Annotated in this window: 5 protein-coding genes; all 5 read right to left on the bottom strand. The window is 38.5% G+C overall.

Features of this window, described 5'->3' with window-relative positions:
- Positions 1–379, bottom strand: a 379-nt coding sequence (locus tag AC6F75_RS13520) for a PorP/SprF family type IX secretion system membrane protein (protein WP_500715615.1), incomplete at its 3' end; no start/stop codon positions are given.
- A 55-nt stretch (positions 380–434) separates the two neighbouring features.
- Positions 435–4,154 carry a CLIPPER-2 domain-containing protein gene (locus tag AC6F75_RS13525; protein WP_500715616.1) on the bottom strand — a complete coding sequence of 1,240 codons (3,720 nt, stop codon included), beginning with the start codon at positions 4,152–4,154 and terminating at the stop codon, positions 435–437.
- Between the two features lie 530 nt (positions 4,155–4,684).
- Positions 4,685–6,622, bottom strand: a complete 1,938-nt coding sequence (locus AC6F75_RS13530) for an OmpA family protein (RefSeq protein WP_500715617.1) — start codon at positions 6,620–6,622, stop codon at positions 4,685–4,687.
- A gap of 21 nt (positions 6,623–6,643) precedes the next feature.
- Complete coding sequence (locus AC6F75_RS13535; RefSeq protein ID WP_500715618.1) at positions 6,644–7,582, bottom strand: PorP/SprF family type IX secretion system membrane protein; 939 nt, start codon at positions 7,580–7,582, stop codon at positions 6,644–6,646.
- Between the two features lie 65 nt (positions 7,583–7,647).
- Positions 7,648–8,608 (bottom strand): CLIPPER-2 domain-containing protein (locus AC6F75_RS13540; RefSeq protein WP_500715619.1); only part of this gene is annotated, 961 nt, incomplete at its 5' end.

The following is an 8,608-nucleotide window of genomic DNA, read 5'->3' on the forward strand; positions in this document are numbered from 1 at the left end:
GACCCAGCTGATAAATCTGAAAAATTAATTCCTCACTATTGTCAACCCCCACAATGGTATATGAAAAATCAATATTTGCATACGTTTCTTCAGAAGGACCAATTTCGTCTCTAACTATTGACAATCCTAAACCAACATTACTAAATCCAATTGGTGAATGGACTGTTAAAGTAGCAGACTTTGGTGCTCCGTCAAGACCCACCCATTGACTTCGGTATAAACCGCCAATACTGATGGCTTCTCTTGAGCCTGCATAAGCCGGATTCACAACCTGTGTGTTATACATATATTGCGTATACTGTGGATCCTGTTGTGCTGAACTTGTAAACACTGAACCAAATAAAATCGAAGCGATTATTATTATATACCTTTTTTTCATTGTTTTATTTTTAAATGATTTTCCTGCGGCAAAAGTTTTTACCGCAGGAAATTAATTATCTGTTTAAGTATAAGTAACCTGAATAATTATTCTGACCGGGATTTTCATCTCCAAAGAACCTAATAATATAGTAATAAGTTCCTGTTGGCAATAAATCACCTTTCTTAACTGTTACTCTTCCTTCAGAAACTCCTCTAAAGGCATTTTCAGCGTTATTGTATCTGTCTCTTTCGAATACAAGTACTCCCCAACGGTTGAAAATCTGAACATTGTTGTCTGGATAATTCTCAATACCGTCAATTCTGAAATGATCATTCAATCCGTCATTGTTTGGAGTAATACCATTGAATATCTCAAATAAAGCAGGTAAGACCTGAGGTAAGACTACTACAGTTGGGTCGTCAGGGTTACCATTACCATTGATATCGATATTGGTTGGATCATTTGGATCGTCAGATAAATCTTCAATTGTATTTCCATTGATATCCTCTGCAAAAACTGTAGCTTGGTTAACTACCTCACCGGCATCAAGATCATCTTGTGTGATCACATACACAGCAGTAAATGTTGTACTGTCTGACTCACCCGGAGCTAAACTTGCTATTGGTCCACCCTGTACAGGAACCAGTGGGTCATCTATAGTGATGTTGTATAATGTTACAGATCCTGTATTGTAAACAGTAAACGCATAGGTAACTGTTTCTCCAACTTGAGCTGAACCGTCACCATTATTGTCATCAAATACCCCTGTTTTCTCTAAAGCTATACCCATCTGCTGACACAAGTCAACAATGGTTGGATTATCATTGCCTATGGCTGTGCCTGATAAATCATCAACCAATACACCATCCGGATCAAAAGCTTCAACAAGCGCCTGATTAATTACCTCACCAGCATCGATGTCATCTTGAGTTATTACATAATTTGCTGTAAACACCCAAACTTCGTCTAAATCAAGTAATCCGTCTCCATTATCATCACCTCCAACAAAGTCAATGGAAACAACCGGGTTAGGCACCTCAAACATTGGGTCAGTAACTACAATATTGCTTAACACCACATTTCCTTGATTGGTTACAGTAAAAGTATAGTTAATCTCATCGCCTACTTCAGCACAGTCACCATCACCAATAAAGGTTCCGGTTTTAACTAAAGCAATCTGCGCATCCTGACACAACTCGATTACCGTTGGGTCGTCATTGCTTATCGCTGTTCCGGATTGGTCGCTTACAGGATCACCATTGGTGTCCTCGGCCATTACTGTCGCCTGGTTTTCTACTTCGCCCGCATCGATGTCGGACTGGGTCACGGCGTAAGTCGCGGTGTATACCCATATCTCATCTACATCCAGGTTGCCGTCGTTGTTGGTGTCACCACTTACAAAGGTGATCGCACTTAACCCGGGTAACGGATCGGTCACAACTACATTGCTCAAGGTCACGTTGCCTTCATTGGTTACCGTAAAGGTGTAGGTGATTATATCGCCCACTGCTGTACAGTCACCGCTGTCGATGATGCCTTCCTTAACGATGGCTATTTTGGGATTCTGACACAACTCGATTACCGTTGGGAAATCACTAGCTATGGTCGTTCCGGACAGGTCGCTTACCGGGTCACCATTGGTGTCCACGGCCATTACTGTCGCCTGGTTTTCTACTTCGCCCGCATCGATGTCGGCCTGGGTCACTGCGTAAGTCGCAGTATATACCCATATCTCATCAATATCAAGGTTGCCGTCGTTGTTGGTGTCACCACTTACAAAGGTGATGGCACTTAACCCGGGTAGCGGATCTGTAACAACTACATTGTTCAGGGTCACGTTGCCTTCATTGGTTACCGTAAAGGTGTAGGTGATTATATCGCCCACTGCTGTACAGTCACCACTGTCGATGATGCCTTCCTTAACGATGGCGATCTGGGCATCCTGGCACAATTCGATTACTGTTTCTATATCATCATTTATTGAAAGTCCGGATAAATCTGAAACAAGTACATTTCCAAAAACTAATCCATTAACAGTAGCTTGGTTAATTACTTCACCTGCATTAATATCGTTTTGAGTTACCGTATATGTCACTGTATAGAACCAAATTTCATTTGGATCTAATAATCCATCATTGTTTGTATCTCCTGAAACATATGTAATAGCTACAACCGGATTTGGTGCTTCAAACAAAGGATCAGAAATTGAAACATTTGAAATTGGAACATCCCCTGTGTTGTAAACACTAAATGTATAAGTAATTGTGTCTCCAACAGAAGTACAGTCACCACTATTATTTAATTGAGCTTCTTTTACTAAAGCTATAGAACAAGCATTTATGGTTAAAGTAACCGAAGTCCTGCTCAGACTTGAACAGTCATCCCCGCTTACTGCTTCTGCATAATAGGTCACTACACCTACCGTGTTCAAGGTCGGGCTTGTTACCACATTGCCGCCCGTGGCTGCATCGTACCATACGATGGTCGTGCCGGGGGCTACCGTGATGGCTGCATTGGCATCCAGGGTCTGGATAGGGTCCATCTCACATTCGGTGATGTCGCCACTGCTTAACGGTGCGGCGGGGTTTGGAAAAATTGTAACTGTAGTGGTGGTTGTTTTATTACATTCAGCCGGCCCATAGGTATAGGTGACAGTATAGGTTCCAGTCGTGCTGTTTATGGTATTTATTTCTCCGGTAAGTTCATCAATTACCAAACCTGAAGGAGCTGAAAAAGTTCCACCTTCAACACCAGTTAACTGTACCTGGATTGTACCTGTATTTTGACAAGCGTTGTCATATGCTATCTCAGCTTCTCCAATTCCTATACTTACCGGAACAGGGCCTACAAAATCAGTTATATTGGCAGTAGCTGAAGCCGAAGTCTTCGTTTTAATTAGCAAGGATTGAACTATAATTCCCTCACAAATGCTTCCCACTGCAATATTAAAAACATCTGTAATATTTATTGCTGCTTCAACAAATTGATATGGACTGTATGAGTTCACTCCAAATGCTGAATAAGGAATAGTAAGCAGGATCTCGTTAGTCCTTCCGTATTGATCTGCATTAATGTTCTCTACCCATCCATGGCCGCCAGGGATAAGACTCCATTGATAAAATTTTACAATTGCCTGACTCCCCCCATTTGTGTACTCTACAGATAAAAGAATATCATTAATTGTTCGGCCACCTGCTCCTGGCGCTGCTTCACTAGTAAAAGTTCCGTCGGCATTTTTAACAATTGGAAATTGATTTAATTCAAAGTCAATATAGGAAGTACCATTTGTAGTGCGCCGGTCCGCTGCAAGAAAAATCCATTGATCGCCAGGGTTACCATTCGAGTCAGGTTCCTGACCTATATGAAAAAAGGCATTATGTATATCGTTTTTTCCTTGTACAGTACCCGAAGTCCAGGTCCAGGTATTTGGACTATCATCAAATTTTTGTCCGCCGGAAAACTGGTCATCGAGACTTGAATTAAAAGCATCTCTTGATACAGAAGTAGTAAAGGGGTTAACTGCTGCTGGTTCACCATTTACGACATCCAATACAAACCCTCCGGGTATAGGTCCATTTTGGAACCAATCGCCAATATCTTGTGTGGGTGTGTTGGCCCTAAGATTTCCGTCAATTGAGAAACCACCCTCAGGACTTGTTACTGGAATTGGAGTAACAGTTTGACCTAGAACATTCCCAAAGAAGAACAATGAAAACACCCCCGCAAACAGCAGTGCTTTCTTAAACTGATTAATAAAAGTAGAATTATGCTTATCGTTATGTTTTAATATCAAGTTTGAGTTCTTTAAATAGTAATCGCAATTTCTATTTAGTTCTTATGCTACAGATTTGCGACTGTAAATGTATATGTAATATTATATTTATGCGTTTATTGGTAAATATTTTCGATATTATGTATTTTTTTGTAGGAATTTTACTCTATTTTACAACGTTCAATAGATATTTAATAATTTAACTAGCCTAAAAAGTGAGTTTTGAAATTTGTAATATTTAAACAAAACCAACTTGTAGTAGTTTCAACTACACGCTTTTTAGGATATCAAAGATACGCAGTAAAAAAAGTTAAAGTTTTAGTAACACAAAACTATTAGATGAACTAATAAATTACTCGACGAAATACAGAAATTTATTGTTTTTGAGAAGATTTTTTGTAGGAAATAAAATTTCCCATATACGTACATATACGTATTTTTAATGAGTTAACAATTCTAATTTTTGTGAGAATCTCTTGTTTAGACCTAATAAACTAAAAAAAAACCCCCAGTAGTTACCGGGGTGTTTTCCAAAAAATAATCAACTTAACTTAAAACTTATTTTGAATAATAAACATTGATCTTCTGTTTAGCTGGTGTGCTTCTTCACTACAAGACACTCCATCACTACACTCGTTTATAAGACGTGTTTCACCATAACCTTTAGCGCTTAATCTTTCTTTGCTAATGCCCTGATTAATCAACCAATTTAATGTTGACTGAGCCCTTCTTTCTGAAAGCAGCTCGTTGTATTCATGACTTCCTCTGCTATCGGTGTGTGATTCAATATGAATAATTAACTCCGGATATTCCCGCATTGCGGCAAGGATCTTAGCCAGCTCTATTGCAGCATCAGGCCTGATATTGTGTTTGTCAAAATCAAAGTAGATGGGTTGTAATGTAAGTCGGCAACCCAAGTCATTTGGATGGCAGCCTATACGCTTAAGTTCAAGTGGTAAATCAACCGTTGCTGATTCTTCAGGTGTATTGACTACTTTTTCAACTGATTCAAAATCATCCATTGAACCTCTTACTGAGTATCTCGTATCACAATCAACTGTAAAGCTATAAACAGCATCAGCACCAACGGTAACAGAATTTAAAACAGTATTGTCCTTATCAAGCAATACCACCTGAGCACCAGGCAAAAGTTCACCGGTTTCTTCATCAGTAACTTCTCCTGTCAATATTATTTCACAAACTTCACGTATTCTGTAGATATCATCATCAATACTTCCGGCATCGCCTCCCCTGTTTGAAGAGATAAATCCAATTTTGGTTTCGTTATCTATGATAAACCCAAAATCATCCATATTACTGTTTACGGGTTCTGCCATGATATTAATTTCTGTAGGCATACCGTCCTCATCTAAAGGTGTATAAAACACATCCAATCCACCCAAGCCTGCACGGCCGTCTGTAGAAAAATACAAAACATTGTCGCTGCTTATAAACGGGAAGGATTCACGGGCTTCGGTGTTTAGGTCGCCTCCTAAATTAACCGGATCTCCATACTGATCTTCCTCTAAAATATCAACATACCACAAATCAGACTGACCCATTGTTCCCGGCATATTGGATGAGAAATACAACTTTTTTTCATCTATGCTAAGCGCAGGGTGTGCTACCGAATAGCTGTCACTATTAAAAGGAAGTTCAACTATATTGGTCCAATTGTCATTACCGTCTTTAGTGGCTTTATAAATTTTCAAACGGATGTTCCTGTCTCTGTCCCTACCCTTTTTACCATCTATAAAATTGTTTCTGGTAAAGTACATGGTTTTTCCGTCTTTTGAAAAAACTGCTGACGATTCATGTACTTTAGTATTGATATCTCCTGAAAGTTGTGTGGCACCGGAAAGTTTTCCGTCTTCACTCATATTTGCAACATACAGGTTAAAGAAGGGCTGATTGCTCCAGTCGTGAGTTTTTACCCTTCCTTCAACACCAAGCCCTGATGCTGATGCAAAAACAATTTTTCCGGTGTAAAATGACGGCCCAAAGTCTGAATACTCACTGTTTATTTCAGCTTTTTCAATAACAAACCTTGATTCTTTAGACGTAATAAAATCTAAATAATCGGGATTGCTTTTATAATTTTGAACAATTCTGTTTTCACCGCCACGGGCTGCAAACTCATCCATGTAGCGATCTGATTTTTCATAATTTTCAGTACTTTTTAGGGCTTGAGCAGCTCTGAAATAATATTCAGGTTCCGTTTCTTCTGGAAACTCAATGATGAGCCTGTCATACCAATTTGCAGCATTTTTATAGTCGCTGTTAAAATAGTAGGTGTTGCCAAGCTTCTTAAAAATTTCTGCAGAAGTATATCCGTCCTCCACAACTTTTAAATAGATTTCCTGAGCATCAATGTAAGCGAACTGATCATAAGCTTTTTCGGCTTTTTTCAATTGTGCTCTTTGTGCTTCAATAATATTAGAACTTAATATTACTACTATGAATAAACTTATTTTATATATTGTTTTCATCACTATACTACTGTTATTTGGTTAAAAGAATCTTGGGGTATGAATTCTATCGTTATTTTTAAATATATCAAATCTGAGGTAAAATTCATACGAACCGTCGTTGAACCTTCCAAGGTCAGTTGTTTCTTTGTCATAAGCAAAACCAAGCATGAGTGAATCAGTGATTTGAAAACCAACCATTGCACTCCAGGCTGCGCTCCAACGATATGCAGCTCCCAGTGTAAATCGCTCATAAAACAAGAAGTTGGCAGATCCATCTATTTGAAGTGGTGAACCTGTAACAAGTTTGGTTAACACTGCTGGTTTGAATTTTACATTCTCTGAAATATCAAATACATATCCGGTAATGAAAAAATAATGCAAGCGTTCTATGCCAATTGAATTTACCTCTGAATTCTCAATGCTTGCTACATCAAAATGTTTTGACTCTATAAAGTTCGGAACTGATAAACCTGCATAAAACTTGTCTGTGTAATAATACAAACCGGCTCCCAATTGAAAATTCACCTTACTGTCTACGTTGTTCTCAGGAATATCGTTAGGGTCAGCAATTGTTAATTGTGAGAAATCAATATTTAAGAAGCTGGCACCGGTTTTAAGACCAAATGCTAACTTTCCTGTTTCTGAAGTTTGAAGTGTATATGAAAAATCAATATTGGCATATGTTTCCTCCGATGGGCCGATTTCGTCTCTAACCAATGAAAGCCCTAAACCAACATTACTATATCCAACAGGCGTGTGACCAGTAAAAGTAAAGGTTTTTGGAGCCCCGTCAAGACCCACCCATTGAGAGCGGTATAACAGACCTAAACTTAATGCTTCCATAGATCCCGCATAACCCGGATTGACCACTTGAGTGTTATACATATACTGAGTGTACTGAGGATCCTGTTGGGCATTACTAATTAAGCTAACCAGCAAAAGTGTTAGAGAAATTAAGATTACATAACTTTTTTTCATTGTTGTATTTTTTAAATGAGTTTCACTGGGGTGTTTTGCAACACCCCAATGGTTTCTTTTTTATTTTATCTGTTTAAGTATAAATATCCTGAATATGAACTCTGTGGTGGGGTTTCTTCACCAAAGAATCTAACTATATAAAAATAGGTTCCTGTTGGAAGTAAATCACCTTGCTTAACAGTAACGCGACCTTCAGAAACTCCTCTAAAGTCATTTGTGTCATTGCGATATCCATCTGTTTCAAATACAAGAACACCCCATCTGTTAAATATTTGAACATTATTGTTTGGGAAATCTTCAATACAATCTATAATGAAGGAGTCATTTCTGCCATCATTGTTTGGAGTAACATAATTGTTAATTAGAAATATACATGCTGCTCCCACCTGTGGTAAAACAACTACAGTTGGATCATCAGGATTACCGTTTCCGTTAATATCAATATTTGTGGGGTCGTTTGGATCATCAGATAAATCTTCTATCGTATTTCCATTTATATCTTCTGCAAAAACTGTAGCCTGATTGACCACTTCACCGGCATCCATATCTTCTTGTGTGATTACATAAACAGCCGTAAAAGTTGTGCTGTCACTTTCACCCGGAGCAAGCATTGCAATTGGCTCTCCCTGAACCGGTACTAGCGGATCATCAATGGTTATATTATATAAGGTTACTGAACCGGTATTGTAAACAATAAAACTATAGGTGATTGTCTCTCCAACCTGAGCAGCTCCATCTCCATTGTTATCATCAAATACTCCAATTTTTTCTAAAGCTATTCCCATTTCCTGACACAAGTCAATAATAGTAGGGTTATCATTATCGATAGTAGTTCCAGAAACATCACTCACACTGATTGAATCAAATACAAGCCCATATACAAATGCTTGATTGATTACCTCACCTAAATCCAAATCGGTTTGGGTAATTGTATAAGTTGCTGTATAAATCCAAACTTCATCAGTGTCTAAGTTTCCATCGTTGTTGGTATCTCCACCAACAAAATCTATTGAAACAACCGGGTTT

This window comes from Planktosalinus sp. (assembly GCF_059864935.1).

Bases quoted from the DNA above. Each gene is read 5' to 3' on its own strand.
- AC6F75_RS13530 (WP_500715617.1), bottom strand. From the start codon at position 6,622: ATGAAAACAATATATAAAATAAGTTTATTCATAGTAGTAATATTAAGT.
- AC6F75_RS13535 (WP_500715618.1), bottom strand. From the start codon at position 7,582: ATGAAAAAAAGTTATGTAATCTTAATTTCTCTAACACTTTTGCTGGTT.